This window comes from Microbacterium sp. AG790, assembly GCF_003634765.1.
Lineage (GTDB): Bacteria > Actinomycetota > Actinomycetes > Actinomycetales > Microbacteriaceae > Microbacterium.
This window is the reverse complement of record NZ_RBWZ01000011.1, coordinates 55,163-81,044: the sequence shown is the minus strand read 5'-3', so window position 1 is coordinate 81,044 and position 25,882 is coordinate 55,163. Positions and strand designations below refer to the sequence as shown.

General features: G+C 69.0%; 29 protein-coding genes. 24 read left to right on the top strand and 5 right to left on the bottom strand.

Annotation, left to right across the window (positions count from 1 at the left end):
• Nucleotides 1-139 precede the first annotated feature (139 nt).
• Genes rpsP through trmD form a run of 4 tightly spaced genes read left to right on the top strand, consistent with a single transcriptional unit; the run spans nt 140 to nt 2,132 of the window.
• Nucleotides 140-568 carry a 30S ribosomal protein S16 gene (gene rpsP, locus DEU37_RS12555; RefSeq protein WP_005050234.1) on the top strand — a complete coding sequence of 143 codons (429 nt, stop codon included), beginning with the start codon at nt 140-142 and terminating at the stop codon, nt 566-568.
• Nucleotides 569-573: 5 nt separating this feature from the next.
• On the top strand, nt 574-804 hold the full coding sequence (locus DEU37_RS12550) for an RNA-binding protein (protein ID WP_121190983.1): 231 nt from the start codon (nt 574-576) through the stop codon (nt 802-804).
• A 1-nt stretch (nt 805) separates the two neighbouring features.
• A complete protein-coding gene (rimM, locus tag DEU37_RS12545; protein WP_121190982.1) occupies nt 806-1,438 on the top strand; it encodes a ribosome maturation factor RimM in 633 nt (210 codons plus the stop codon).
• A gap of 1 nt (nt 1,439) precedes the next feature.
• Nucleotides 1,440-2,132, top strand: a complete 693-nt coding sequence (gene trmD / locus DEU37_RS12540; RefSeq protein WP_121190981.1) for a tRNA (guanosine(37)-N1)-methyltransferase TrmD — start codon at nt 1,440-1,442, stop codon at nt 2,130-2,132.
• A 38-nt stretch (nt 2,133-2,170) separates the two neighbouring features.
• On the opposite strand, the gene map is transcribed toward trmD, so the two are convergent.
• Nucleotides 2,171-2,953 carry a type I methionyl aminopeptidase gene (gene map / locus DEU37_RS12535; RefSeq protein WP_005050238.1) on the bottom strand — a complete coding sequence of 261 codons (783 nt, stop codon included), beginning with the start codon at nt 2,951-2,953 and terminating at the stop codon, nt 2,171-2,173.
• Between the two features lie 52 nt (nt 2,954-3,005).
• Between map and DEU37_RS12530 the strand changes: the two genes are divergently transcribed.
• The 9 genes from DEU37_RS12530 (at nt 3,006) to DEU37_RS12490 (ending at nt 10,155) form a co-directional block, all read left to right on the top strand.
• Nucleotides 3,006-3,500 carry an MFS transporter permease gene (locus tag DEU37_RS12530; RefSeq protein WP_121190980.1) on the top strand — a complete coding sequence of 165 codons (495 nt, stop codon included), beginning with the start codon at nt 3,006-3,008 and terminating at the stop codon, nt 3,498-3,500.
• A gap of 168 nt (nt 3,501-3,668) precedes the next feature.
• Complete coding sequence (rplS, locus tag DEU37_RS12525; RefSeq protein ID WP_005050240.1) at nt 3,669-4,016, top strand: 50S ribosomal protein L19; 348 nt, start codon at nt 3,669-3,671, stop codon at nt 4,014-4,016.
• A gap of 157 nt (nt 4,017-4,173) precedes the next feature.
• Nucleotides 4,174-4,926 (top strand): signal peptidase I, encoded by a 753-nt coding sequence (gene lepB, locus DEU37_RS12520; RefSeq protein ID WP_121190979.1) that lies wholly within the window; start codon nt 4,174-4,176, stop codon nt 4,924-4,926.
• Complete coding sequence (locus DEU37_RS12515) at nt 4,923-5,582, top strand: ribonuclease HII (protein ID WP_121190978.1); 660 nt, start codon at nt 4,923-4,925, stop codon at nt 5,580-5,582. The genes lepB and DEU37_RS12515 overlap by 4 nt, the downstream gene beginning before the upstream one ends.
• A gap of 53 nt (nt 5,583-5,635) precedes the next feature.
• Nucleotides 5,636-5,959, top strand: a complete 324-nt coding sequence (locus DEU37_RS12510) for a DUF2469 family protein (protein ID WP_005050243.1) — start codon at nt 5,636-5,638, stop codon at nt 5,957-5,959.
• Nucleotides 5,960-6,071: 112 nt separating this feature from the next.
• Nucleotides 6,072-6,434 (top strand): YraN family protein, encoded by a 363-nt coding sequence (locus tag DEU37_RS12505; RefSeq protein ID WP_121190977.1) that lies wholly within the window; start codon nt 6,072-6,074, stop codon nt 6,432-6,434.
• Nucleotides 6,431-7,963, top strand: coding sequence for a YifB family Mg chelatase-like AAA ATPase (locus DEU37_RS12500; protein WP_121190976.1), 1,533 nt, complete (start codon nt 6,431-6,433; stop codon nt 7,961-7,963). Before DEU37_RS12505 ends, DEU37_RS12500 begins: the two co-directional genes overlap by 4 nt.
• Entirely contained in the window at nt 7,960-9,171 is a 1,212-nt protein-coding gene (gene dprA / locus DEU37_RS12495; RefSeq protein WP_121190975.1) for a DNA-processing protein DprA, read from the top strand. The genes DEU37_RS12500 and dprA overlap by 4 nt, the downstream gene beginning before the upstream one ends.
• Before the next feature lie 87 nt (nt 9,172-9,258).
• Nucleotides 9,259-10,155 (top strand): tyrosine recombinase XerC, encoded by an 897-nt coding sequence (locus DEU37_RS12490; protein ID WP_121190974.1) that lies wholly within the window; start codon nt 9,259-9,261, stop codon nt 10,153-10,155.
• 116 nt (nt 10,156-10,271) lie between these two features.
• Here the strand turns inward: DEU37_RS12490 and DEU37_RS12485 are convergent, their stop codons facing one another.
• Entirely contained in the window at nt 10,272-10,799 is a 528-nt protein-coding gene (locus DEU37_RS12485; RefSeq protein ID WP_121191062.1) for a M23 family metallopeptidase, read from the bottom strand.
• Nucleotides 10,800-11,143: 344 nt separating this feature from the next.
• On the opposite strand from DEU37_RS12485, the gene rpsB reads away from it, so the two are divergent.
• The 9 genes from rpsB (at nt 11,144) to DEU37_RS12440 (ending at nt 17,728) form a co-directional block, all read left to right on the top strand.
• Nucleotides 11,144-12,013 (top strand): 30S ribosomal protein S2, encoded by an 870-nt coding sequence (rpsB, locus tag DEU37_RS12480; RefSeq protein WP_061683708.1) that lies wholly within the window; start codon nt 11,144-11,146, stop codon nt 12,011-12,013.
• Between the two features lie 89 nt (nt 12,014-12,102).
• Nucleotides 12,103-12,930, top strand: a complete 828-nt coding sequence (gene tsf, locus DEU37_RS12475) for a translation elongation factor Ts (protein ID WP_121190973.1) — start codon at nt 12,103-12,105, stop codon at nt 12,928-12,930.
• Nucleotides 12,931-13,019: 89 nt separating this feature from the next.
• Nucleotides 13,020-13,739 (top strand): UMP kinase, encoded by a 720-nt coding sequence (gene pyrH, locus DEU37_RS12470; RefSeq protein ID WP_016465040.1) that lies wholly within the window; start codon nt 13,020-13,022, stop codon nt 13,737-13,739.
• Between the two features lie 57 nt (nt 13,740-13,796).
• Nucleotides 13,797-14,351 (top strand): ribosome recycling factor, encoded by a 555-nt coding sequence (frr, locus tag DEU37_RS12465; protein ID WP_005050254.1) that lies wholly within the window; start codon nt 13,797-13,799, stop codon nt 14,349-14,351.
• Nucleotides 14,352-14,355: 4 nt separating this feature from the next.
• Nucleotides 14,356-15,378, top strand: a complete 1,023-nt coding sequence (locus tag DEU37_RS12460) for a phosphatidate cytidylyltransferase (protein WP_121190972.1) — start codon at nt 14,356-14,358, stop codon at nt 15,376-15,378.
• Nucleotides 15,375-15,941 carry a DivIVA domain-containing protein gene (locus tag DEU37_RS12455; RefSeq protein WP_121190971.1) on the top strand — a complete coding sequence of 189 codons (567 nt, stop codon included), beginning with the start codon at nt 15,375-15,377 and terminating at the stop codon, nt 15,939-15,941. The genes DEU37_RS12460 and DEU37_RS12455 overlap by 4 nt, the downstream gene beginning before the upstream one ends.
• A 183-nt stretch (nt 15,942-16,124) precedes the next feature.
• Nucleotides 16,125-16,727, top strand: a complete 603-nt coding sequence (locus tag DEU37_RS12450; protein WP_121190970.1) for a lytic transglycosylase domain-containing protein — start codon at nt 16,125-16,127, stop codon at nt 16,725-16,727.
• A 4-nt stretch (nt 16,728-16,731) separates the two neighbouring features.
• The gene (locus tag DEU37_RS15115) at nt 16,732-17,013 is read left to right on the top strand and encodes a hypothetical protein (protein WP_121190969.1); all 282 of its coding nucleotides are present in this window, start codon (nt 16,732-16,734) and stop codon (nt 17,011-17,013) included.
• A 1-nt stretch (nt 17,014) separates the two neighbouring features.
• A complete protein-coding gene (locus DEU37_RS12440; protein ID WP_121190968.1) occupies nt 17,015-17,728 on the top strand; it encodes an alpha/beta hydrolase in 714 nt (237 codons plus the stop codon).
• Nucleotides 17,729-17,731: 3 nt separating this feature from the next.
• On the opposite strand, the gene DEU37_RS12435 is transcribed toward DEU37_RS12440, so the two are convergent.
• On the bottom strand, nt 17,732-18,811 hold the full coding sequence (locus tag DEU37_RS12435) for an AI-2E family transporter (protein WP_183043685.1): 1,080 nt from the start codon (nt 18,809-18,811) through the stop codon (nt 17,732-17,734).
• Between the two features lie 167 nt (nt 18,812-18,978).
• Between DEU37_RS12435 and DEU37_RS12430 the strand changes: the two genes are divergently transcribed.
• Together DEU37_RS12430 and DEU37_RS12425 are read left to right on the top strand one after the other, a co-directional pair.
• Entirely contained in the window at nt 18,979-20,736 is a 1,758-nt protein-coding gene (locus DEU37_RS12430) for a glycosyl transferase (RefSeq protein ID WP_121190966.1), read from the top strand.
• Complete coding sequence (locus tag DEU37_RS12425; RefSeq protein ID WP_121190965.1) at nt 20,737-21,666, top strand: tetratricopeptide repeat protein; 930 nt, start codon at nt 20,737-20,739, stop codon at nt 21,664-21,666.
• Nucleotides 21,667-21,697: 31 nt separating this feature from the next.
• On the opposite strand, the gene glgB is transcribed toward DEU37_RS12425, so the two are convergent.
• Together glgB and DEU37_RS12415 are read right to left on the bottom strand one after the other, a co-directional pair.
• Nucleotides 21,698-23,836 (bottom strand): 1,4-alpha-glucan branching protein GlgB, encoded by a 2,139-nt coding sequence (gene glgB / locus DEU37_RS12420; protein WP_121190964.1) that lies wholly within the window; start codon nt 23,834-23,836, stop codon nt 21,698-21,700.
• A complete protein-coding gene (locus DEU37_RS12415) occupies nt 23,833-25,800 on the bottom strand; it encodes an alpha-1,4-glucan--maltose-1-phosphate maltosyltransferase (RefSeq protein WP_121190963.1) in 1,968 nt (655 codons plus the stop codon). Before DEU37_RS12415 ends, glgB begins: the two co-directional genes overlap by 4 nt.
• Nucleotides 25,801-25,882: the final 82 nt, after the last annotated feature.

Below are 25,882 nucleotides of genomic sequence, written 5' to 3'. Positions count from 1 at the left end.
CACGATCTGGCAAAATAGGACGCTGGACCGTTCGCTCGACCCTCTATCCGGCGAACACGTCCACCCTAGAGCCTCCGCCGGGTGTGCACCCCACAGCCCGAGCGTCGTTCATCACCTCACAACAGCATTCAGGAGAATTGTGGCTGTCAAGATTCGTCTCAAGCGCCTCGGCAAGATCCGCGCCCCCTACTACCGCATCGTCGTCGCCGACTCGCGCACCAAGCGCGACGGTCGCGTGATCGAGGAGATCGGCAAGTACCACCCGACCGAGGAGCCCTCGTTCATCGAGGTCGACTCCGAGCGTGCGCAGTACTGGCTTTCGGTCGGCGCTCAGCCCACCGAGCAGGTCGCCGCGCTGCTCAAGCTCACCGGTGACTGGGGCCGCTTCAAGGGCGACGCCAACGCCGTGTCCACCGTGAAGACGGCGGCGACCAAGGAAGAGTTCCAGGTCGACGCCGCCAAGAAGTCGGTCATCAAGCCCAAGGCGGAGAAGAAGGCTGAAGAGCCCGCCGCCGAGGCTGCCGAGGTCGAGGCTCCGGCCGAGGCTGAGTCGACCGACGCAGAGTAAGTCCGTTGCTCTCCGCCGCGCTCGAACACCTCGTCAAGGGGATCGTCGATCACCCTGACGATGTCACCATCCGTTCCTCTTCGTCGCCGCGAGGCGACGTCCTCGAGGTGCGCGTGCACCCCGATGATCGAGGTCGGGTGATCGGGCGCGGCGGACGCACGGCCAAGGCCCTGCGGACGCTCGTGTTGGCCCTGGCCGACGGCGCACGCGTGCGTGTCGATGTCGCGGACGACTGAGATGGCTGCTGCAGGACCAGCGCGCACCCAACTGCGCGTCGGGCGTCTCGTGAAGGCCCATGGCCTGAAGGGCGCCTTCAAGCTCGAGCTCTACACCGACGATCCCGACGGCCGTTTCGTGCCCGGAGCTGTCTTCACGCTTCAGGTGCCGGAATCGTCGCCGTGGCACGGCAAGACCGTCACCGTGCGCGAGTTCCGGTGGATGAACTCCCACCCGGTCGTCTTCTTCGACGACGTCGACGACCGCACCGCGGCGGAGAGCATGGTGCGCGCCATCCTCTGGGTCGATCAGGACGAGAGCCCCTCCGCGGAGGAGGACGCCTGGTACGACCACCAGCTGGTGGGCCTCACCGTACTGCGAGATGGCACCGATGTCGGCCGCGTCGTTCGCGTCGACCACCTTCCTGCGCAGGATCTCCTCGTCGTTCGCACGCACGAAGCGCATGCCGAGATCCTCGTCCCCTTCGTCTCGGCCATCGTGCCCGACGTCGATGTCGCCGCGGGAACCGTGACCGTCACCCCGCCCGCCGGACTCTTCGAGGAGCTGCCCGGCGATGGCGACGATCGTGAGCCGTCGACGTCGGATGAGGATGACGACGACGCGGATGCCGCAGCCGTCGACTCCGAGGTCTGACGTGCGGATCGACGTCGTCACGATCTTTCCCGCATTCTTCGACGTCCTGGAGGTCTCGCTCCTGGGGCGCGCCCGCGATGCGGGCATCCTCGACGTGCGTGTCCACGACCTGCGGGACTTCACGCATGACCGCCATCGCACGGTCGACGACACACCGTACGGCGGGGGCGCGGGCATGGTGATGAAGCCCGAACCTTGGGGGCAGGCGCTGGACGCCATCGCCGCAGACGCCACCGGGCCGCTTCGGTTCGTCTTTCCCTCGCCCGCGGGTGCGGTCTTCACGCAGTCGGCGGCGCGCTCCTGGGCGTCCAGCGGAGAGCATCTCGTCTTCGGATGCGGCCGCTACGAAGGCATCGACGAGCGGGTGTTCTCGTACGCGGCGACTCTGGGCGAGGTCAGTCTGACCAGCATCGGAGACTACGTCCTCAACGGCGGCGAGGTGGCGGCGATGGCGATGATCGAGGCCGTCGGCCGCCTGATTCCCGGCGTCGTCGGCAATCCCGAGAGCCTCGTCGAGGAGTCCCACGAAGACGGCCTGCTGGAGTACCCCTCCTTCACGAAGCCCGCGGCGTGGCGCGGCTACGACGTTCCGGACGTGTTGCTCTCGGGCCATCACGGCCGTGTCGCCGACTGGCGCCGAGAGCAGCAGATCGAGCGCACCCGCGCGAGACGGCCGGATCTTCTCCCGGACTGACCGCGTCCCCACCGGCGGCCGCGCCGCCACCGGCGGCCTCAGTCGACGCCGAGGAACGAGCGATCGGTGAGGATGATCGGACCGTCGGCGGTGATCGCGACGGTGTGCTCGGCGTGCGCGCCGCGTGAGCCGTCGGCACTGCGCAGCGTCCAGCCGTCAGGATCGGTGACGAGCTCGTCGGTGGTCTGCAGGAACCAGGGTTCGAGGGCCAGCACGAGACCCGGACGCAGGGGGTAGCCGCGACCCGGCTTGCCGTCGTTGGGGACGTGCGGGTCGCCGTGCATCGTGCGTCCGACGCCGTGGCCGCCGAAGTCGGTGTTGATCTGGTATCCGTCGGCGTGCGCGACCTCGGCGATGGCGTGCGAGATGTCCCCGATCCGCCCCTCCGTGGTGGCGGCGCCGATCGCGGCATCCAGGGCACGCTGTGTCGTGTCGATGAGGGCGAGGTCCTCGTCGCGAGGCGTCCCGACGATGAACGAGACGGCCGAGTCGGCGACCCAGCCGTCGACGGCGACGGCGAAGTCCAACGTCACCAGGTCGCCGTCGCGCAGCGCGTAGTCGTGCGGCAGGCCGTGCAGGACGGCATCGTTGACCGATGTGCAGATCACCTTTCCGAAGGGGCTCGCGCCGAACGACGGGTGGTAGTCGAGGTAGCAGGACTCGGCGCCGGCCCGGCGGATCAGATCGTGCGCACGACGATCGATGGCCAGCAGATTCGTGCCGACCTTCGTCTCATCCCGTAGCGTCGCCAGAGTTTCTGCGACGAAACGCCCCGCGGGACGCATCGCCTCGATCTCGGCGGGAGTGCGCAACTCGATCATCGTGATCCTTTCGTCAGGATCCATTCTGTCTGACCGGCGTAGCATCGAAGGTATGTGGTTGCGTCAGACGTTCTTCCGGTGGCTGATTCCGGCGGCGTTCGTGCTGCCGTTGTGGCTCGTCGTCGGATGGATCGTCTTCGGCGCCAGTCCCTGGGCGCTGCTGTGGGTTCTCCTGTCGGCACCGATCGTCTTCGTCTGGCAGTTGATTCTCGCCCTGCTCGTACGCGCCCGCGGCACCGTCCGCGCCGAGCGCGCGGTCTCGTGGACGGATGCCGGGATCATCGGCGCCTGGCACCTGCTGGTGGTGGCGCTCGGCATCTTCGACAGTCGGTGGTGGTGGCCCGCGTTGGCGGTGGCCGTCATCCTCGGTGTCGTGGCGCTGTCCTCGTCGCTGCGCCAGCTGTGGCGTGAGACGGGTCCGCGCGTGTCCATTCTGCGCACCGCGAGTGGCGTCGGCTATGTGGCGCCGCCTCGCCCACAGCCCACCAGCGCCTCGAGCCCCGAGGAGATCATCGTCATCCGAGAGAACACGCCACCGGGCTCGTGACGCGTCGGTTTTGACGCGCTCGGCATCCATGGCAGAATGGATGTTTGTGCCCTGAACAGGCTCTGCCTCAGGGGAGCACGGCGCCGGCAACGGATGCCTCGGGCACACGCCACCTTTTTCCATCCCCATCTCGCGATCGACCTGTGGCGGTCGCAGGAAGTGACGATCATGCAGATTCTCGACGCCGTCGACGCGGCTTCGCTGCGCAGCGACATCCCCGTCTTCGCCCCCGGCGACACCGTCAAGGTGCACGTCAACATCACCGAGGGCAACCGTTCCCGTATCCAGGTCTTCCAGGGCGTCGTCATCGGCCGCTCGGGAGACGGTGTGCGCGAGACCTTCACGGTCCGCAAGATCAGCTTCCAGGTGGGCGTGGAGCGTACGTTCCCGGTGCACAGCCCGGTGATCGACCACATCGAGGTCGTCACCCGTGGCGACGTGCGCCGCGCGAAGCTGTACTACCTGCGCAACCTCCGCGGCAAGAAGGCCAAGATCAAGGAAAAGCGCGACCGCTGACGCGCTGTCACGACAGATGCCCCGGACCCCGCGGTCCGGGGCATCTGTCGTCTGCACGCCGCGCGGCATCCGGTGAGGCGCGCACGCGGCACACAGCCCGCATGTGCGACCCTTGAGAGGCGGCACAGACGGGTGCCGGGAGCGAAGAAAGACAGGCATGAGCTCGGACAACACCACGGCCCCGGATACGGTGCTTCCCTCCCGTCAGCGTCGACGCCGCGGCGTCTGGCTGCTTCTGCGCGACGTGTTCGTCATCGTGTTGATCGCGGTCGTCGTGTCGTTCGTGATCAAGACCTTCCTGGTGCGTTCCTTCTACATCCCGTCGGGCTCGATGGAACAGACGCTGCTCATCAAGGACCGCATCCTCGTCGATGAGCTCACGCCGCGTTTCGGCGGTTATCAGCGCGGCGACGTCGTCGTGTTCCGTGATCCCGGCGGATGGCTGCCGCCGGCGCCGGCCACCCCGGCGCAGCCGCCCCTGACCGAGGCCGCCGACTGGCTGCTCTCGCTCGTCGGCATCACCGCCTCGGACAGCGACGAGCACCTCATCAAGCGCATCATCGGTGTGGGTGGCGATCACGTCGTGTGCTGCAACGCGATCGGTCAGGTCACCGTCAACGGAACACCGATCGATGAGACCCCCTACCTGAATCTGTCTCCCGGTCAGAGCGCGCCGCAGCCCGTCCCGTTCGATGTCGTCGTGCCGCAGAACTCGCTGTGGGTGATGGGGGACAACCGCGACCACTCCCGCGACTCTCGGTACAACATGGACCAGCCCAACAAGGGATTCGTTCCTTTGGACAACGTCGTCGGGCGCGCCTTCCTCATCACCTGGCCGTTCGACCGCTTCGGCACGATCGACGGGCACCATGCCGTCTTCGCGGGGGTGCCGGCCCCCGGCGCCGGATGAGTGTCGTCACGCCGCGGCTGACCGTCGAGCGGCGCCTGCTGCGCGAACACGAGATCGTCATCGCGTGCGACGAGGTCGGCCGGGGTGCGCTCGCGGGCCCCGTCGCCGTCGGAGCCGCGGCACTCGGACCGGCGGCGGCCCGACGGCGGATTCCGGAGGGGCTGCGCGACTCGAAGCTCGTGGCCGCGCATCGTCGGCACGATGTCGCCGCACGAGCAGCCGCCTGGGTCGACGCCTCCGCGGTCGGCTGGGCGAGTTCCGCCGAGATCGACGAGGTCGGAATCATGCGGGCGCTGGGCCTGGCGGCGCTGCGTGCACTCGGCGAGCTACGCGCACAGGGCTTCGTCCCCGACGATGCGATCGTCATTCTCGACGGCAATCACGACTACATCACCGCCGCAGGCGGGTCGGGTCTGCGCGTGCAGCCGATCATCAAAGCCGACCGCGACTGCGCATCGGCCGCCGCCGCCTCGGTCGTGGCGAAGGTCGCCCGCGACGACCTGATGATGCGCCTGCACGAGGAGCACCCGGTCTATCTCTGGGAGCGCAACAAGGGCTACGCCAGCCTCGAGCACCGCAGCGCGATCCGTTCGCACGGTCTGAGCCCCCATCACCGGGCGTCGTGGGCCATCGCCGACGCTCCCACACTGTTCTGAGCGGATGCCGCGGCATCCGCTCGGCTCCTCCGGCCGCATAGGATGGGACCACCATGGACGACGAGGGCTTTGACGACTACGACCGCGAACTCGAGCTGGCGCTGTACAAGGAGTATCGCGATGTCGTGTCGCAGTTCGCTTACGTGATCGAGACGGAGCGACGCTTCTACCTCGCGAACGACGTGAACGTCGTGCGTCGCGACACCGAGCACGACTTCTACTTCGAGATCTCGATGACCGACGTCTGGGTGTGGGACATCTACCGCGCGGACCGCTTCGTGAAGTCGGTGCGCGTGCTCACGTTCAAGGACGTGAACGTCGAGGAGATGCAGCGCAGGGACTTCCAGCTTCCTGACGAGCTCGCCCTCGACTCCTGACCTCTCCACCTGCACGTCGACTCTTCCTCCCCACCGAGCCGTTGAGCGGGCCTGTCCACCGACGGGCTGACATGCCGCGACGCGCGGTCGAAGCGGGGGCACGCTCTCTTCCATGGCAGCCAAGGACGAGCGTGGACGGTCGGGGGAGCAGAGAGCGGCGCAGTATCTGAGCGAGTCGGGGTACACGATCCTCGCCCGCAACTGGCGTTGCGCGTTCGGAGAGATCGACATCGTCGCCCTGCGCGGCGAGGAGGTCGTCATCGTCGAGGTGAAGTCCCGACGTTCCGACGCGTACGGGCACCCGTTCGAGGCCGTCGATGCGCAAAAGCGCACCCGTCTGTGGCGTCTGTCCACGGCGTGGGCGGCGGCGCACCCCGCCGCCGCCCGTGGTCGCCGCCTCCGCGTCGACATCATCGGTGTCACGGGCGGCGACACCGCCACGGCGCGCATCGAGCACCTCGAGGATGTGCGATGACGGTCGGCAGGACGTGGGCGGTGGTGCTCACGGGGCTGCACGGCGATCTCATCGAGGTCGAGGCGGACCTGTCGAGTCAGACGCCGGCCTTCGTCATCATCGGGCTCGCCGACAAGGCGATCGGCGAGGCGCATCAACGGGTGCACAACGCTTGCGCCAACAGCGAGCTGCCGCTGCCGCGGCGCAAACTCACCGTGAACCTCTCACCGGCGAATCTTCCCAAACAGGGCTCCGCCCTCGATGTCGCGATCGCGATCGCCGCGCTCGCGACCGAGCACGCCCTCGATCGCGACTCGCTCGCGCAGACGGCGCACATCGGTGAACTCGGACTCGACGGCCGACTGCGGCCCGTCCCCGGCGTGCTGCCGGCGGTGGTGGCCGCGGCCCGGATGGGAATCCGCAAGGCGGTCGTACCCTTCGCGAACCGGGAGGAGGCCGCCCTCGTCGAAGGAGTCGAGGTACTGGGGGCCGTCAGCCTCCGCGACGTGGCACGCTGGCACGGCCTCGACGTGGACGAGGTGCCACTCGAACCCGTTCCGCACCCGGCCGCGGGCGGTGCTCGTGCCCACGCCGACGTTCCCGATCTCGTCGACGTCATCGGGCAGGCTGACGCCGTCGACGCACTCACGGTGGCCGCCGCGGGTGCACACCACCTCTTGATGAGCGGCCCGCCCGGAGCCGGCAAGACGATGCTGGCGCGGCGACTGCCCGGCATCCTTCCCGGCCTCGACGACGAGGATGCCGTGCAGGCCGCGTCGCTGCGGTCGCTGGCCGGCGAACCCGTCGACTCACTGTGTCGCACGCCTCCCTTCGAGGCACCTCATCACAGCGCGAGCGCGACGGCGTTGATCGGAGGCGGAAGTCGCGCCGTGCGCCCGGGCGCCATCGCCCGCGCGAGCGGGGGCGTCCTGTTTCTCGATGAGGCCGGCGAGTTCGCCCCGCACGCGCTGGACGCGCTGCGCCAACCACTGGAGTCCGGCATGATCGAGATCCACCGGGCCGGCTTTCGTGCGGTGTTTCCGGCGCGGTTCCAGCTGGTTCTCGCAACGAACCCCTGCCCGTGCGGCAACTACGGCGTGCCGGCCGCTGAGTGCACGTGTCCCTCGCTGGCGATTCGGCGCTACCTCGGCAAGCTCTCAGGGCCGCTCCGCGACCGCATCGACATCGAACTGGGACTGCGGCGCGTGTCGAGCGCGCAGCCGGGGACGGCGGCCGGGGCCACGACGTCGGCGCAGGTCCGGGAACAGGTCAGTGCCGCGCGCGAACGCGCCCGCCATCGCCTCCGTTCCACTCCGTGGGCCACGAACGCCCAGGCGTCCGGTCCCTGGCTGCGCAACGGTCCTCTCGCCCCGGATGCCGACATCCGTCGTCCGCTGGACGCCGCTCTGCAACGCGGATCGCTCACGCTGCGCGGCTACGACCGCGTGCTGCGAGTGGCCTGGTCGGTCGCTGATCTCGCCGGTCACGATCGGTTGCGCGCGGCCGATATCGGACGGGCGCTGTACCTCAAGAAGGGTGTGGGCTCGTGAGCCTCGTGCCTGACGCCGGTGCCTCCCGCACGGCCCTTCGCGGGCTGGTCGGTGACGGGCTCTCCGACGACGAGGCGCGCACCGCATACGCCGCAGCGATCTGGTCGACGCTCGTCGAGCCGGGCGACGGGACGGCCGGTGCGCTGATCGCGCACTACGGCGCCGCCGAGGCGCTGGAGCGTGTCGTGGGCGAAGGCACATCGGGCCTCGCCGGTGGTGCCGGCGTGACCGAGGAGGATGTCCGTGCTGCGCGCGCCCGATGGCTGCCCCGCCGTGGCGACGTCGACCGTGTCCTGGCAGCCGCTCGCCGAGCGGGAGCTCGGCTCCTCGTACCGGGCGAGGAGGTCTGGCCGCGCGCGCTCGATGACCTGGGCGTGCACGCACCCGTCTGTCTGTGGGCTCGGGGCGACGTCGGCGCGCTGTCGAGTTCTGCCACGCTGGCGCTCGTCGGCGCGCGGGCCGCGACGGCGTACGGCACGCACGTCGTGACGGAGCTCGCCGCGGACTCTGCGGCGAGGGGGGTCGTCGTGGTCTCCGGGGCGGCCTACGGCATCGACGGAGCGGCACACCGCGGCGCGTTGCGCGCCGACGGCACAACGGTCGCCGTGCTGGCCGGCGGAGTGGACCGGCCCTACCCGGCCGGTCACGATGACCTGATCGCGGCGATCGCGAAGTCGGGGCTGGTGCTCGCCGAAGTGCCCTGCGGCACAGCGCCGACCAAGTGGCGCTTCCTCGCGCGCAACAGGGTGATCGCAGCGTTGGCGGGTGCGACGATCGTCGTCGAGGCTGCCCACCGGAGTGGGGCATTGAACACCGCTCACCATGCCGCCGCGCTCGGACGCGCCCTCGGCGCCGTTCCAGGGCCTGTGACCAGCGCCGCATCCGCCGGCTGCCACCGGCTCCTGCGCGAGGCGGACGCGGTCTGTGTGACCTCCGCCGCCGATGCCTGGGAGCTCTTGGGGATCTCTGGCGACACAGCCGACGAGCCTGATCCCGGCGACGGCGGGCGTACCGATGAGCGCACGCGAGTACTGGACGCGCTGAGCGGTCGTCGGGCGCGCGCGACCACGGAGGTCGCGCGCCTGTCGGGCCTCTCCGTCGCCGAGGCGAGCGGGATCCTTGCGCTCCTCGAACTGGATGGACGTGTCGAGCGCAGCGGCGACGGATGGCGACGCCGGTCGGAGCCGCGACCCGCGCGACTGTGGTGACGAGCGGTGCCATGCGAACCGCGGTGCGAGCCACGCACTGCGGTGTGCCGCCCGCCGCGCACCCTCGAGACGAGGGATGCTGGTCTGGTGAGACTCTCCGAAGCAGCCGACGCCTACGCGCGCGAGCTCGCGGACGTACGGCGGCTGTCCGCGGCGACGGTGCGCGCCTACGCGGGGGATCTGCGCGATCTCGTCGCGGTGATCGGAGACCGCGATCTGGCGGATGTCGATCTGGAGCATCTGCGGGAATGGCTGTGGACCGCGACACGACGCGGCGACGCACGGGCGACACTCGCGCGGCGCACAGCAGCCGTGCGCGGCTTCTTCGCGTGGGCTCGGCAGACGGCGCGCCTCGAGGTCGACCCTGCGCTGCGACTGGTGGCCCCGCGCCGGGGGCGCTCCTTGCCGAAGGTGGCGACCGCGCCCGCCATGACCGCGGTGCTGACGGATGCCGAGACGCGCGCGCACGGCGGCGATGCCATCGCGTTGAGAGACGCCGCGCTCGTCGAACTTCTCTACGCCTCCGCTCTTCGCGTGTCCGAACTCTGCGGGACGGATGTCGACGACATCGATCGCGAGCGCCGCACGGTCCGTGTCGTGGGTAAGGGCAGCAAGGAGCGTGTCGTGCCATACGGCGCTCCTGCCGCTCACGCTCTCGACGCCTATCTGGCGCGCGGTCGTTCCGTGCTCGTGGGACGCGGCTCCGGAACGGCGGCGCTGTTCGTCGGAGCCCGCGGCGCACGGCTGGGCGCGCGTTCCGCCTACGACGTCGTCTCGCGCGTCGTCTCCCCGACGGTCGGGCAGAGCGTCGGTCCTCACACGCTGCGCCACTCCGCAGCCACTCATCTGCTCGACGGCGGCGCCGACCTGCGCACCGTGCAGGAGATGCTCGGTCATGCCAGCCTCGGAACGACCCAGATCTACACACATGTCTCGGCGGAGCGACTGGCGGCCGCCTACCGACAGGCGCATCCTCGCGCGTGAGTGCGCCGCGGGCCTGCTCTCGTGAAGACCCGCGCGCCCGCTGTCGATGCCGCCGTCATCGCGGTGTCTGTGCTCACCGGCTGTCCAGATGAGGCCGCCAGGGGCGCCGGCCACACCTATCCCGGCTGTTGAGCGGGCTCGCAGCACGGAAGCAGTACGGCCCGCGGCACCTCGCCCAGCAGCCGCAGCGGATTGAGATAGACGTCGTCTCTCCGCGCTCCCAGGTGGATCTCGCCGGGCGCCGTGTGACCGCCCGTCGCCACGGTGCCCACCAGTTCACCCCGTTGCACACTCGTCCCCACCGGCACGGTCGCGCTGACGGGCTCCATCGTCGAGACCAGTCCATCGCCGTGGTCGATTGTGATCAGCGGTCGATCGACGACGACTCCGGCGAAGGCGACGACGCCGTCGTCGGGAGCCCGTACGTCCGCACCGACCGCGCTGGCCAGATCGATGCCCCGGTGTCCGGGGCCGTACGCATGAGCGGGCGCTCGGTAGGCGACCGTGATGCGCGGCGGCGAGACCGGCCACGACCACCGCGCAGACGCCGCGTCGGCGGACCCACTCGCCGGCCGCAGCTCATGCCCGTCCGCCCCGGCGGCACCGGATGCACCGGAGACGACGGCGAGGGTCACCGCCAGCACCGGGCCTGCCACCCGGATCACGCGTTTCACCATGCGACGTCGTCGATCTGCGTTCATCGCTCCACCCTCGCGGCCGCCTCCCACCCACGGCGGCCGCGACCGGCATCTGTGGGCGGCCGACGTCAGCGAGCGTCGGGGGAGGAGGCGCTGCGGCTGATACACTGGCTGAGCACCCCGCTGGTCGGGGTGACTCCGCGTGCCCACAGCGGCCCCGTCCCCGGACGGATTCCGCGGCATCCACACCTCGAGGTCTCACCGCGACAGCGGTGAGCGGGTGTGCGCCGGGCACCAGGCGCTCGGGCCGATCGGCCCACGCGATCAACCCAAAGAGAAGGAGAACGGCCATGGCCGTCGTCACCATTCGCCAGCTGCTCGACAGCGGCGTCCACTTCGGACACCAGACCCGCCGGTGGAACCCGAAGGTCAAGCGCTTCATCCTGACGGAGCGCTCCGGCATCCACATCATCGACCTGCAGCAGTCGCTGGGGTACATCGACAAGGCGTACGAGTACGTCCGCGAGACGGTCGCGCACGGCGGCACCATCCTGTTCGTCGGCACCAAGAAGCAGGCGCAGGAAGTCATCGCCGAGCAGGCCACGCGCGTCGGCCAGCCGTACGTCAACCAGCGCTGGCTCGGTGGCCTCCTGACCAACTTCTCGACGGTCAGCAAGCGCCTCGCCCGCATGAAGGAGCTCGAGGAGCTCAACTTCGAGAACCCCGCCGACAGCGGCTTCACCAAGAAGGAGCTCCTGCTGAAGAAGCGCGAGCTCGACAAGCTGCACAAGTCGCTCGGCGGTATCCGCAACCTCACCAAGACGCCCTCGGCGATCTGGATCGTCGACGCCAAGCGCGAGCACCTCGCCGTCAGCGAGGCGCAGAAGCTCGGCATCCCCGTGATCGGCATCCTCGACACGAACGCCGACCCCGACGAGTTCCAGTTCCCGATCCCGGGCAACGACGACGCGATCCGCTCGGTGGGCCTGCTCACGCGCATCATCGCCGACGCCGCCGCGGAGGGCCTCATCCAGCGTCACCAGCCGACCGACGAGTCCGCCGACGCCGAGCCCCTCGCCGACTGGGAGCGCGAGCTGCTCGAGACGCCCGTCGTCACCGACGTCGCCGAGGTCGAGACCATCGCCACCGAGTCGGCCGCCGATGTCGCGGGCGCCGAGGCCAAGGCCGAGGGCGACGCCGCAGCGACCGCTGCCGAGTAAGACCACTTCGCCGGTGCGGGGCCGCTCCTGACGGGCGGCTTCGCACCGGCATCCCACGAGAACTCACGACACGCAAGGAGCCACCACCCATGGCAAACTTCACCATCGCCGACATCAAGGCCCTGCGCGAGCAGCTCGGCACGGGCATGGTCGACACCAAGAAGGCGCTCGAGGAGGCCGACGGCGACCTCGAGAAGGCCGTCGAGATCCTCCGCCTCAAGGGCGCGAAGGGCAACGCGAAGCGTGCCGACCGCTCCACCAGCGAGGGCCTCGTCGCCGCTGCCCTCAACGACGGCAAGGTCACCATCCTCGAGCTGAACACCGAGACCGACTTCGTCGCCAAGAACGAGCGCTTCATCGCTCTCGCCGACCAGGTGCTCGCGGCCGCCGCCGCCGTCAGCGCCGACTCCGTCGAGGCCGCGCTGGCCGCGGATGCCGAGGGCAAGACGGTCGCCGAGCTCATTTCCGATGAGGCAGCGATCATCGGTGAGAAGGTCGAGCTGCGTCGCGTGCGCACGATCTCGGGTGACAAGTTCGAGATCTACCTGCACAAGACGAGCAAGGACCTTCCGCCGCAGGTGGGCGTCGTGCTCGCCTACACCGGTGACGACGCCGAGACCGCGCGCTCGATCGCGCAGCACATCTCGTTCGCCAACCCGACCTACCTCTCGCGCGAGGACGTCCCGGCCGAAGAGGTCGAGAAGGAGCGCGAGATCGTCACGGAGATCTCCCGCAACGAGGGCAAGCCGGAGGCGGCGCTGCCGAAGATCGTCGAAGGCCGCGTGAACGCGTTCTTCAAGCAGGTCGCTCTGCTGGATCAGGACTACGCGAAGGACAACAAGCTGTCCGTCGCCAAGGTCGCCGGCGACGCTGGCATCACGATCACCGACTTCGCCCGCTTCAAGGTCGGCGCGTAAGTCGCGTCAAGGGGTCCGCATTCACCGAATGCGGACCCCTTTTCCATGCCCCGCCTTCGATAGTCTGCATCTCGACGAGAGGAACCCCCGTGACCGATGAGAACACCGGACGCCGTCGCGTCCTCCTGAAGCTGTCCGGGGAGGCCTTCGGAGGAGGCCAGCTCGGTGTCAACCCCGACGTCGTCGGTCAGATCGCACGCGAGATCGCCGCGGCGGTCGACCGGGTGGAGATCGCCATCGTGGTGGGCGGTGGCAACTTCTTCCGCGGAGCGGAACTGAGCCAGCGCGGCATGGACCGCGGGCGCGCCGACTACATGGGCATGCTCGGCACCGTGATGAACGCGCTCGCGCTGCAGGACTTCCTCGAGCAGGCCGGCGCTGCCACACGTGTGCAGTCGGCCATCTCGATGACTCAGGTCGCAGAGCCCTACATCCCGCGTCGCGCCGAGCGGCACATGGAGAAGGGCCGCGTGGTCATCTTCGGCGCCGGCGCCGGTTTGCCCTACTTCTCGACCGACACGGTCGCCGCGCAGCGCGCTCTCGAGATCGGCGCGGACGAGGTCCTGGTCGCCAAGAACGGCGTCGACGGCGTCTACACGGCTGACCCCAAGACGAACCCGGATGCCGTCCGGATCGACACCATCACGTATCGCGACGCCCTCCAGCGGGGCCTGAAAGTCGTGGACTCCACGGCGTTCAGCCTGTGCATGGACAACGGCATCGACATGCGTGTCTTCGGCATGGAACCCGCGGGCAACGTCACGCGCGCGCTCCTGGGCGAATCCATCGGCACGCTCGTCACCGTCTGAGCCGCTCAAGGCTGCGCACTAGACTTTTCCCTGACGTACCGAACGAATGGAGTGACCGTGATCGCCGAGATCCTGGCCGACACGTCCGCCCGCATGGACCGCGCCGTGGAGGCTGCGAAGGATGACTTCGCGACCGTGCGCACGGGTCGTGCAAACCCCCAGCTCTTCCAGAAGATCCTGGTCGACTACTACGGTTCCCCGACCCCGCTCGCCCAGCTGGCATCCCTGAACACGCCGGAAGCGCGCACGCTGGTCGTGACGCCCTATGACAAGTCCGCTCTCAAAGCGATCGAGCAGGCGATCCGCGACATGCCGAACCTGGGCGCGAACCCGTCCAACGACGGCAACATCGTGCGTGTGTCGATGCCGGAACTGACGGCCGAGCGTCGCAAGGAGTACGTGAAGCTCGTTCGCACCAAGGGAGAAGACGCCAAGGTGCACCTCCGCGGCATCCGTCGAAAGGCGAAGGACGAGCTCGACGCGCTCAAGAGCGAGGTCGGCGAAGACGATCTCGTGCGTGCCGAGAAGGAGCTGGACGCCGTCACGCGCAGCCACGTCGACGAGATCGACGAGGCGCTCAAGCGCAAAGAAGCCGAGCTTCTCGAGGTCTGAGGACGTGCCGACCACCGACTCGCCGGGAGATGCCGAGCTCGGAGGCGCTCCGGACCCGGAGGGGGACCGCGCGCGCTCCGCCAGCTCGGCGAGCTTCCAGGCTCACGTGCGCGCCGCGCGCACCGAGATCGAGCACCAGATGGACCGGGCTCGCGCCGACTTCGAGGAAGTCACCGACCGCATCAATGCGCGCACCGGTCGCAATCTTCTGATGGCGATCCTCATCGGGTTGGCGGTCGGAGCCGTGGTGCTGGGCTCGTTGCTGTTCATCAAGTGGCTCTTCCTCGTGTTCGCGGTGCCGGTGTGTCTGCTCGGCGTGTTCGAGTTCAGCCGGGCGCTGCAGACCGCCGGCCGGCGCGTCGATGTGTGGCCGCAGATCGTCGCCGGCGCGGTCATCATGCTCTCCGCTTTCTTCGCGGGTCACCTGACGCATTGGGCGCTGACCTTCGGGGCCGTGACCGCGGTGATCGTGTGGCGGCTGCTCGCGCAGATGGTCGCTCGCGACGGGCGTCGATACGGCGAGGTCCTCGGCGATGTGCTGATCGCCGGCTTCCTCCCGCTGTACGTCCCGTTCCTGGCGAGTCTCGCGCTCGTCCTGCTGCGCCAGGACCAGGGTGAGTACTGGGTACTCGGCATGCTGATCGCCGTGGTCGCGACGGACACCGGGGCCTACGCGTCCGGGCTCGCGTTCGGCTCGCACCCGATGGCGCCGCGGATCAGCCCGAAGAAGACATGGGAGGGGTTCGCTGGAGGAGCCCTGGCGACTCTCATCGCCTCCGTCCTGTGGGCACTGTTCGTCCTCGGCATCCCCTGGTGGGCCGGCGTGGTCTTCGGGCTGCTCATCTTGGGGTGTGCGACCGTCGGTGACCTCGGCGAGTCGATGATCAAGCGCGATCTGGGCATCAAGGACATGAGTTCATGGCTGCCGGGTCACGGGGGCGTGCTTGATCGGCTGGACTCGATCCTGCCCTCGGCTGCCGCCGCTCTCGCTCTCTATTTCCTCTTCTCTCCTCTGGTGGTCTCATGAACGACGCCCCCGCGACGAGCGCGCCGCCGTTCCCGCTGACGTCCGGCCGCACGCGCGGCTATCGTCCCGACGCCGTCGACGATTTCCTGGCCCGCGCCCGCGCGGCGTTCGAGTCGGGGCAGTCGACAGAGATCGATGCGTCCGCCGTCCGCACGGTCGCGTTTCCGCTCGTGCGGCGCGGATACCAGGTGGTCGCGGTCGATGCTGCTCTCAGCCGCATCGAAGACGCGTTCGCCGCCCGCGAACGCGAACAGGCACTGTCTCGTCGCGGCGCACGAGCATGGGTGGGACAGTCGCGCAAGCTGGCCCAGGAGGTGCTGGATCGCCTCACCCGCCCCAAGGGCCGTCGCTTCCGCCGCGTCGGAATGCTGCGCTTCGGCTACCGGGTCGACGAGGTCGATCTGGTCGCCGACAAGATCGCACGCTTCCTCGAGAGCGGCGAACCGGTGACCGTCGACCAGGTGCGTTCGGTCGCTTTCCGGATGCAGCGGCGGGGCTACAGCGAGGCGCAGGTGGACGCTGTCCTGGACGCCACCGTCGAGGTCATGCTCGCCGTCGTCTGATCAGGACAGCCTGGCGGGCTCGGAGCAGCGCGCTAGAATCGGAGGACTGTGACTGCCGACGCCGAATCGACGCCCGCCCGCGTCGATGTTCCCGAGACGCGCGCCGCACGGAGAAATCAGGTTTCCCCGCGTCGCGTGCGTCCGCCTGCCCCCACGGCGAAGTGGTCGCGACGGCGCGGAGCCATGAGCGGATTCGCCGTGCTGGCCGTTCTCGGATTCGGCGTCGCGTACATCGGACCGATGACGGCCACGAGCCCGCGCGCCCAGGCCGCCGAGGTCGCCCCCATTTCTCTTTACGCGTCGACGATCGCCAACGCCCAGGCGTACCTCGCGGCATCCGATCAGACAGTCGGCCTCGGACGCGACGGCGTCGTGTACAGCGTCTACGTCACGCCCAAGCCCACGCCGACGCCCACGCCGTCGGCAGCGAAGGGATCGTCGACGTCGAGCTCGTCGTGGTCGCCCCCGTTCGTGGCCCCCGACCCGGGCACGGCACAGTCCATCGCGTACGGAATGGTCCAGCAGCGCGGCTGGGGCGACGACGAGTTCGCCTGCCTGGTCGCCCTGTGGAACAAGGAGTCCGGATGGCGTGTGGGCGCCTACAACGCGGGAAGCGGCGCTTACGGCATCCCGCAGGCGCTTCCGGGAAGCAAGATGGCGTCGGCGGGCTCAGACTGGGAGACCAATCCTGCAACGCAGATCGCCTGGGGCCTCGGCTACATCGGGGGACGCTACAGCAGCCCGTGCGGGGCGTGGTCGCACTCACAGTCCACGGGGTGGTATTGAGCACATGCCGCGCGCGAACCGACGGCAGCCCTCACCAGCCGACGATTCGTTCGATCGGCTGTTGAGCGGCTGGAAGCGTACCGAGACCCGGCGGGGCGCCGAGTGGACCGTGCAACCGGTCAGTGCCGTCCAGGCGCAGAAGACCTACGTCTGCCCGGGGTGCGGCCGATCGATAGCGCCGCGCACGGCTCACGTCGTGGTGTGGCGGGCGGACGGTGTCCTGGGCGACGCCGCGGATCTGGCCGCGCGGCGGCACTGGCACACGGCCTGTTGGAAGGTGGCATGAAATGGAGATTCGCGGACCGGTACTTCTGCCCGCGCGGCGCGAGGAGATCGAGCTCGAAACGCTCGACGGGCTGACTCTCGTCGGAGAGCTCGCGCTGCCCGCACACCGCGACCCGGTCGCCACGCTCGTGACACTGCATCCGCTGCCCACAGCCGGCGGCTTCATGGATTCGCACATCCTGAGGAAAGCGGCCGGACGTCTGCCGGCCCTGGCCGACCTGGCCGTCCTGCGATTCAACACGCGGGGCACGACGTCGCCCCGCGGCACGAGCGAGGGTGCCTTCGACGGCGGACGCGCCGAGGAGTTCGACGTTGCCGCGGCGCTCGCTTTCGTCGAGGCGCGGGCTCTGCCGCATCCCTGGCTCGTGGGATGGTCTTTCGGTACCGAACTTGCTCTGAAGTACGGGCGGGATCACGCGATCGACGGCGTCATCCTGCTGTCCCCACCGTTGCATCGCGCCACCGCGGCGGACGTCGCCGCGTGGCGCGGAGAGACCCGGCAGGTGGTGGCTCTCATCCCCGAGTTCGACGATTACCTCCGCCCCGCCGAGGCTCACGACCGTTTCGCCCCCATCGACCATGCGCGGGTCATCGCCGTCGACGGCGGCAAGCATCTGTGGGTGGGGGAGACGCAGACGCGCCGCGTTCTCACGGAGATCGTCGCGGCCGTCAACCCCGACGCGCTGCCCCTCGCCACCGAGTGGGACCAGCAGTAGGACTCAGCGCTCGTTCTGGCGAGGAATGATCACCTGACGGTAGATGATCAGGATGCTCGCGGCAACGGGAATCGCGATGAGCGCGCCCAGGAGTCCGAGCAGGGCGCCTCCGGCCAACGCTGCGATCACCACGACGGCACCAGGCACCGACACCGCGCGGTTCATGATGCGCGGCGAGAGGAGGTAGGCCTCCACCTGCATGTACACCACGTACCAGACGAGCGCCACGATCGCCGTCAGCGGCGAGCTGAGTCCGGGGATGAGGCAGGTGAGCACGATGATCGCCGAACCCGTGAGTGTGCCCACGAGGGGGATCAGCGAGAAGAAGAACGCGATCACCGCCAACACGGCCGGGAACGGGGCTCCGATGATCGAGAGGAAGGCGGCGCTGAGGACACCGTTGATGGCACCGAGCGTGACCTGCCCCATGACGTAGTGACCCACGGATGCGGTGATCTGCTCCGAGAGGTCGACGAAACGTGCCCGCTTCGAGGCGGGCACGAGCTGTGCGACCGACGCCTTCAGCGAGGGCGTCGACGCGGTGAAGTAGATCGTGAGGATCAGGATGATGATCGCCCCGGTGATGAGCGAGATGATCGAGGCGCCGATGCCGAGGATCACGTTGCCGGCCGACGTTCCGATCTGCGCGAAGTCCAGGGTGTTGAACCAGTCGGACACGTACTTGAACGCCATGTCGACATCCAGCGCGGGGAAGGTGGCGTGCAGCCACTTCGACAGATCGTCGACGGGGTTCCACGAGCCGTTGACAGCACTGTCGATGAGTCGCTGCACCTGCGTGATCAGCTGAGCGATCTGCCCCACGAGGACCGGGATGACGATCAGCACGATGCCGGTGAACACCGCCAGCACTGCCGCGAAGGTGATCAGCAGCGCCGCCCACCGCGGCAGGCGACGACGCTCCAGCCAGCTGACGAGGGGATCGAGCCCGAGCGCGAGGAACAGGGCCGTCCCCACGTACAGCAGGATCGTCGACAGCGACTGCACGCTGGTGATGAGCAGGATGCCGACGCCCACGCCGAGCGTGGCGACGAGAGCCGTACGGAACGGATGCTGCAGCTTCATGGTGATGTCAGAATACGCACCGCGCGGCGCTTTCGCGGGCGACACGGCCGCGGCGGTCGCCCGGGGTATCACTGTCCTCCCGGGCGACGCACAGCAGGATGTCGCTAGGCTGGAACGTCGATTGCGCGCCGCGATCCCGTCTGCGGTGCGCGCGGGAGGTGTCTTACGTGCGTTTCGTCTGGGCTGTGACGGCCTTCGTGCTGGCTGCGGTCATGATCGGCGCCGGCATCGCCCAGCGCACCGTGCTGCAGGGTCCGCGGACCGAGACCGAGACGATCTCCGTCACCGGCGACGCGCCGTACATCCTGATCGATGGCAGCGTGCTCAACAGCCACGCCGGCTCACAGACCCTCCGTGTCCAGGAGGCGGGCACGATCTTCGCCTCGTACGGGCGCACGGCCGACCTCGAAGCCTGGCTGACGCCGTCCTCGTACACGCACGTGACCGTCGATGGGGGAGCCACCACGACGACGGCCGTCGCGGCGAAGAACCCGCCGGCCGCCGGCAGCGCGCCGATCACCCCCGTCGGCTCGGATCTCTGGCTGGATGAGTTCCAGCAGGATGACGTCCTCATCACCCCCCTGCAGCTTCCGGCGGACATGAGCCTGCTCGTTGCCACCGACGGTGTGAAGCCGGCGCCGAGCAGCCTCACCGTGACCTGGCCGACGGGAGCGACGACCCCGTGGGCGGGTCCTCTCATCGTCCTGGGCAGCATCTTCTTGCTGATCGGCATCATCGTGTACGTCCTCGGCGTGCGGCATGCACGCCGATCGCGCGGCCCGCGCCGCAAGGGTCTGCCGATGCCGGTGACCGAGCCCATCGACGTCGCGGTCGCGGGCGCCGACAAGGGCGTCATCAGTGCCACGCCCTCGCGTCGTCAGCTGACCCGCGGCAAGCGCTCACTCATCGCGGTGCCGGCCGTCGGCGTCGCCGCGCTGCTGTTCACCGGCTGCACTGCCGATGCCTGGCCGCAGTTCGCCGGCACGCCGACGCCCACGGCATCCGAGAGTGTCGTCGTGCCGCAGGATCAGGGACAGCCCGCCGTCACCCAGCAGCAGGCCGAGCGCATCCTCACGCGCGTCTCCGAGCAGGTGGCGAAGGCCGATGCCGCCAAGGATCCCGCGGCGGCTGCGCTGCGGTTGACGGGCTCGGCTCTGGCGGCCCGCGAGACGGACTACAAGCTCCGCGACGTCGCCGGGCACACGGCACTGAGCGCGTTGCCCGACAAGCCTGTCAAGATCATCCTGCCCGAGGCGTACGACGGGTGGCCGCGCACATTCTTCGCGGTCATCGAGACCGGCGACGTCATCCTCAGCGTGACCCAGGAGGACCCCTGGTCGCCTTACAAGGTCACGCGGGAAGCCGAGCTGGTGTCGCAGGCCAGTCTCAATCTCGCGCCCTCGTACGTCGGCGCGATCTCGATCGACCCCGACTCGCCGTTCCTGGCGCTCGCCCCCAACAAGGTGGCCGCAGCCTATGCCGACATCCTCACCAACGGCGACAGCAGCGCGTTCGCGTCGCAGTTCGATTCGACGAACGACCCCTTCCGAAAGCTCGTTGCCGACAACCGCGCCTCCCGGCTGCAGGCGTTCAACCAGACCGGCGCGCAGACGGGGACGCTGACGTACGCGGCATCGGCGGGGCCGGACGAACCCATCTCACTGGCCACGCTGGATTCGGGCGCGATCGTTGCGGTGACCGTGCACGAGAGCGACACCGTCAAGCCCACCAACACCGACGCGGTGATCAAGCTCGACAACAACGCGATCGTGCAGACACTCACCGGCGTGAATCAGTCCTCGACGGGTTTCACTACCACTTTCGTCGACCAGCTCTTCTTCTTCGTCCCCTCCCAGAGTTCCAGCAAGCGCATCCAGCTGCTGGGGTACTCGACCTCCATCCTCGACGCGAAAGTAGCCCCCTAAGTGAGCGATCCCACCTCGGGCGCCGTGCTGCGCGGTGCCGTCGACCTGTCTTCCCTGCGCTCTCGCCGGTCGGCACCCGCCGGCTCCGCGACGGCGCCCTCAGCGGGCCCCGGCCCGTCGTTGATCTTCGATGCGACCGACGAGAGCTTCGGTCAGGTGCTCGAGCTGTCGCGGTCCGTGCCGGTCGTGGTGGATCTGTGGGCCGAGTGGTGCGGTCCCTGCACGCAGCTCAGCCCGATCCTCGAGAAGGTCGTCACCGAGCTCGCTGGACGTCTGGTGCTGGCCAAGGTCGACGTGGATGCGAACCCGCAGATCGCCCAGGGCTTCCGCGCGCAGTCGATCCCCATGGTCGTCGCCCTCGTTGCGGGTCAGCCCGTTCCGCTGTTCACCGGCGCGGTGCCGGAGCAGCAGGTACGCGACGTCTTCGCCCAGCTGCTGCAGCTGGCAGCCCAGAACGGCGTCACGGGCACCGTCCCCGTCGACGGCGCGGAGTCGGCTGAACCCGACGAGCCCGCACTGCCCCCGCGGCACCAGGAGGCGTTCGATGCGATCGAGGCGGGCGACTACGCGCGCGCCGTTTCGGCGTATGAGGCGGCGCTCGCGGACAACCCGCGCGACGAGCAGGCTCAGGCCGGTCTCGGCCAGGTGCGCCTCCTGCAGCGCGTGCAGGGGCTCGACCTGCAGCAGGCGAGGGATGCCGCGGCATCCGCGCCCACCGACATCGAGGCCCAGTTCGCCGTCGCCGATCTCGACATCGCCGGCGGTCACGTCGACGACGCGTTCGCGCGCCTGCTCGACCTGTTCGCGGCGCTGCCGTCCGATGAGCGCGGCGCCGTCCGCGATCGCCTCATCGAGCTCTTCGGACTCATCGGGAACAGCGACGCGCGCGTCATCCGTGCCCGCGGCCGGCTGACCTCACTGCTGTTCTGACACCGACTGTTCCGGCATCGGCCGCCGGCACCTACGCCGGGCGGCCGAGCCAGAGGACGCCGAGCGGGGGCAGAACGGGTGTCGCGCGTCCGTTGTCGTCGGCGTGCACCGTGCCGAAGTTCCCCACTCCCGAGCCGCCGTAAGCCTGCGCATCGGAGTTGAGCAGCTCCCGCCACGCTCCGCCCGCCGGCAGATCCAGCGCGTAGTCGTGCAGGGGAACGCCGGAGAAGTTGCAGACGACGGCGACGGTGTTGCCGTGGTGGTCGTGGCGGGCGAACGCGATGACGTTCGGGTTCCAGGTCGGAGCCCCCAGGCGCGTGAAGGCCGAACCGTCGCTGTCTCGCGCCCAGAGAGGCGCGTTGTCGCGGTAGATCCGGTTGAGGGCGCCGACGAAGTCGAGCAGCTGCCGGTGCGGCGGCTGGTCGAGCATCCACCAGTCGAGTCCCCGACCCTCCGACCACTCGGAGAGCTGGCCGAAGTCCTGGCCCATGAACAGCAGTTGCTTGCCCGGGTGCCCCCACATGTAGGCGAGGAACGCCCGCGTATTGGCGAGCTTCTGCCAATGGTCTCCCGGCATCCGCGTGAACAGCGTCCCCTTGCCGTGGACGACCTCGTCGTGGCTGATCGGAAGGATGAAGTGCTCGCTGAAGGCGTAGACGAACGAGAACGACAGCTCGCCCTCGTGATGGCCGCGGTACATAGGGTCGCGCTTGATGTACTCGAGCGAGTCGTTCATCCAGCCCATGTTCCACTTGAACCCGAAGCCGAGGCCACCGGCGCTGGTGGGCGAGGTGACGCCGGGATAGCTGGTGGACTCCTCCGCGATCATGGCGATGCCGGGGTAGCGCTTGTATGCCGTGGCGTTGACCTCCTGGAGGAACCGGATCGCCTCCAGGTTCTCGCGGCCGCCGTAGATGTTCGGCTCCCATTCGCCGGCCTCGCGCGAGTAGTCGAGATAGAGCATCGAGGCCACGGCATCCACCCGCAGACCGTCGACGTGGAACTCCTCCAGCCAGTAGAGGGCGTTGGCCACCAGGAAGTTGCGCACCTCGTTGCGGCCGTAGTCGAAGATGAGCGTGCCCCAGTCCTTGTGCTCGCCGCGGCGGGGATCGGGGTGCTCGTACAGCGGGTCACCGTCGAAACGGGCGAGCGCGAACGCATCCTTCGGGAAATGGCCCGGAACCCAGTCCATGATGACGCCGAAGCCGGCCTGGTGCAGTCGGTCGATCAGGTAACGCAAATCGTCGGGACTGCCGAAACGGCTCGTCGGAGCGTAGTATCCGCTGACCTGATACCCCCACGAGCCACCGAACGGATGCTCGGCCAGGGGCAGGAACTCGACATGGGTGTAGCCGGTCTCGGTGAGATAAGCGATGAGGGGCTCGGCCGCGTCCCGGTAGCCGAGTCCGGGTCGCCACGACCCGAGGTGGAGCTCGTACGTCGACATCGGCTGGGCCAGGACATCGCGGCCGGCGCGGGCGTCCATCCACTCCTCATCGCCCCAGCGGTACGCGCTCTCGGTCACGATGGACCCGGTCGCCGGGGGAAGTTCGGCACGCTGTGCCATCGGGTCGGCCTTGAGAATCCACCCGCCGTGGCGGGTGAGGATCTCGTACTTGTAGACCGCGCCGGCCGCGAGCCCGGGCACGAACAACTCCCAGACGCCGCTGGAGCCGAGGCTGCGCAGCGCGTGCCCCTGGCCGTCCCACGCGTTGAAGTCGCCGACGACACGCACCGCGCGCGCATTCGGCGCCCAGACAGCGAACGACACGCCGCTGACCGCGTCGTAATGGCGAACGTGGGCACCGAGCGCCTGCCAGAGCTGCTCATGGCGACCCTCGGCGATCAGATGACGATCGACGTCGCCCAGGGTCGGAAGATGACGGTACGGATCGTCGACGCGGTAGTCGGCGCCGCCCTCGTAGGTGGCCACCAGTTCGTACGCGCGGGGCTGCGCGGGGCTCTGGCCCTCCCAGATTCCGGCGCGCACGTGCTCGAGCGGGATCTCGGTGCCGTCGTCCGCCACGGCCGTGACCGATGATGCCATCGGCCGGCGTGCGCGGATCACCCAGGACCCATCGGCGCGTCGATGCGGGCCGAGGATGTCGTGCGGGGCGTGGTAGGAGCCCGTCGCGACCGTGTCCAGGACCTGGTCGGAGATGTCGCTCATCGGGTCTCCTTCACGTGCAGGATGTGGACGGGTTCGTCGAACGCGTCCAGACGGACGAAGTTGTCCTGGTTCCAGGTCCACGTCGCGCCCGTGACGAGGTCCTCGACGACGTAGTCGGCGCCGCGCGCCACGCCGAACACGGTGGAGTCGATGTGCACCGTGGTCTGGCGGGTCGAATGCGGGTCGACGTTCGCGACGACGATGATCGTGTCGTCGACCCCGTCGACGCTCAGCGCCGCGGGCAGGTGCTTGACGAAGACGAGGATCGCGTCGTCGTCGCTCCAGTGGATCGAGATGTCGCGCAGCTGTCGCAGCGCCGGGTGAGCGCGACGGATCTCGTTGAGGCGCGTCAGGTAGGGGGCGATGGTCAGGCCCTGGGATGCCGCGGCATCCCAGTCGCGCAGCTTGTACTCGTACTTCTCGTTGTCGAGGTTCTCCTCCGACCCCGGCCGGGCGACGTTCTCGATCAGCTCGTAGCCGGCGTACACGCCGTAGGAGGCGCCTGCGGTGGCGGCCAGGGCCGCGCGGATCTTGTAGGCGGGGCGGCCGCCGTACTGGAGGTACTCGGTGAGGATGTCGGGCGTGTTGACGAAGAGGTTGGGCCGCATGAAGTCCGCGGTGTCGTGGGAGATCCAGTGGAGGAACTCCTCCAGCTCCGCCTTGGCGTTGCGCCACGTGAAGTACGAGTAGCTCTGCTGGAACCCGGCTTGCGCGAGCGCCTGCAGGGGGGCCGGACGGGTGAAGGCTTCGGCCAGGAAGACCACGTCGGGGTGTTCGGCGTTCACCGTGGCGATGAGCCACTCCCAGAACTGCAGCGGCTTGGTGTGCGGATTGTCCACGCGGAAGATCTTCACGCCCTGCGCGATCCAATGCCGCACGATGCGGAGGACTTCGGCGCGGATACCGGCGGGGTCGTTGTCGAAGTTGATCGGGTAGATGTCCTGGTACTTCTTCGGCGGATTCTCCGCGTAGGCGATCGTGCCGTCCGGAAGGGTGGTGAACCACTCCGGATGAGCCGCCACCCACGGATGGTCGGGGGCCGCCTGAAGCGCGAGGTCGAGCGCGACCTCGAGTCCCTCGGCGCGCGCCGCACGCACGAAAGCGCGGAAGTCGGCGAGCGTGCCGAGATCGGGGTGCACGGTGTCGTGGCCGCCGGCGGCCGACCCGATGGCCCAGGGGGAGCCGGGATCGCTCGGACCCGCGGTCAGCGTGTTGTTGGGTCCCTTGCGGTTGACCTCGCCGATCGGGTGGATCGGCGGCAGGTACAGCACGTCGAAGCCCATCGCGGCGACGGCCGGCAGGCGCTTGATCGCCGTGCGGAAGGTGCCGCTCTTGATCGACCCGTCCTTCAGCCGCTTCGCGCCCTCCGACCGGGGGAAGAACTCGTACCAGGCGCCGACGCCCGCGCGCTCCCGCTCCACCCGCAACTCGAGGTCGGGACCTGTCGTGAGGAGCGACTGAACCGGTCGGGCACGAAAGGCGGCGCAGATCGCAGGATCGCGCATGACCGCCAACGCCTCGTCGTCGCTCGTACTCTGCTCGCGCAGGGCGCGGGCGGCAGCGTTCAGGGCAGTGCGCTCGGCGGCGGGGCGGTCCTTCTCCCGGGCCGCGTCGGTGAACAGTCTGGCGCCCATCTCGCGCATGAGCGGCGCATCGACGCCGGCCGCGATCTTGAGCTGCGCCGCGTGATCCCACGTCGCGACATCGTCGCCGAAGGCCTCGAAGCGAAACCGCCAGATGCCCTCTTCGAGGGGCGCGATGTCGACGCTCCAGCGATCGAAACCGTCACCGAGCGGAGACAGCCGATGCAGAGACTCCTCTCCCGAGGGGGAGAAGAGCCGCACGTGCACGCCGATCCGGTCGTGCCCCTCGCGGAAGGCGGTGACGACGAACGGAACCGCCTCGCCGGAGAATGCGGACGGTCGAAACAGCGCGTCCGGGACGGACGGGTGCGCCAGCGCCATCGGGATCCGTCCCGCCCGCGTGTCTGTCACACCGCGCCACGCGGTGACCGGGCGTACCGGAATCGGTGCAGCGCTGCGCAGC